The 1,273-nt window shown below is 62.4% G+C and carries 1 pseudogene; it reads left to right on the top strand.

The window, feature by feature from the left end:
• Positions 1–1,273 (top strand): annotated as a pseudogene (locus KGB29_RS29060) (copper oxidase); the annotation flags it as partial.

Here is a 1,273-nt window from a genome sequence, read left to right as displayed (position 1 = left end):
ACGGCCAACCGGTGCTGATGCGCCACTACAACGCCCTGCCGATCGATCCGTCGGCCAACATGGGGTTCGGCCTGCATACCCTCAGCACCCACGAACACAACGGCCACTCCCCGGCCGAAAGCGACGGATTTTCCAATGCGTTTTTCTTTCCGGGGCAGTACTACGACTATCGCTGGCCGATCCAGTTGGCCGGTTACGACACCATCAACACCAGCGCTCAGGATCCGCGCGCGGCATTCCCCTGCGCCCCGGGCGAAACCCTGTTCGTCAACGATGCCACGCCGGGCCTCAAGACCTGCGACAACGGCAGCATCAAGATCCGTGGCGACTGGCACGAAACCATGAGCACCCACTGGTTCCATGACCACATGCTCGATTTCACCGCGCAGAACGTCTACAAGGGCAACGCGACGATGATGAACTACTACAGCGCCCTGGATCGCGGTAACGAAGCGTTTGTAGACGGCGTCAACCTGCGCCTGCCCAGCGGTTCGGCATTGCCCTGGGGCAACCGCGACTACGATGTGAACCTGACCGTGGCCGACAAGGCCTGGGATACCAATGGCCAGCTGTGGTTCAACCCGTTCAACACCGACGGTTTTCTCGGCGACCAGATCCTGGTCAACTGGCAGTACCAGCCGCGCCTGAACGTGCGGGCGCGCAGCTATCGTTTCCGCATCCTCAATGGCTCGGTGTCGCGCTTCTTCAGGATCGCGCTGGTGCGTGAAATCGTCGGCACCGGTGGCGAATTCCCCGGCCCGACAGGCTCCGGCCTGTCTTACACCCGCGTGCCGTTCCACTTGATCGCCAACGACGGCAACCTCATGGAACACGCCGTGCCGTTCGACGGCAGCATGGACCTGGACGCCGACGGCGACCTGCAGGACCACAACGCCATCCTGCCCAGCATGGGCATCGCCGAGCGTTTCGACATCATCGTCAACTTCTCGAAACACGGGATCAGCACCGGCGACAAGCTGTACTTCGTCAACCTGATGGAGCACCACGATGGCAAGGGGCCGGAGGCTTTACCGCTGAGCCTGGCCGATGTCTTGTCCGGCAGGTACAAGGCGGTACTCAAGCTGGGCAGCAAAGGGCTGGAGTGGGACGCCGGCGATCCGGTGGTGGGCAAGTTCATGCAGATGGTGGTCCAGCCTTACGCCGGTCAGGACGTGAGCATGAACCCCGCCGACTTCGAACCCGCCAAGCCAGGCCAGCCGGTGGGTAAATCCATGATCCCGCTGACCCTCAACCGTGACGACCCGACGGTGCA

It is taken from the genome of Pseudomonas sp. BF-B-30, assembly GCF_019956305.1.
GTDB classification, from domain to species: Bacteria; Pseudomonadota; Gammaproteobacteria; order Pseudomonadales; family Pseudomonadaceae; genus Aquipseudomonas; species Aquipseudomonas jessenii.
Note: the sequence above shows the minus strand (reverse complement) of the source record. Positions and strands in the feature narration are given on the sequence as shown.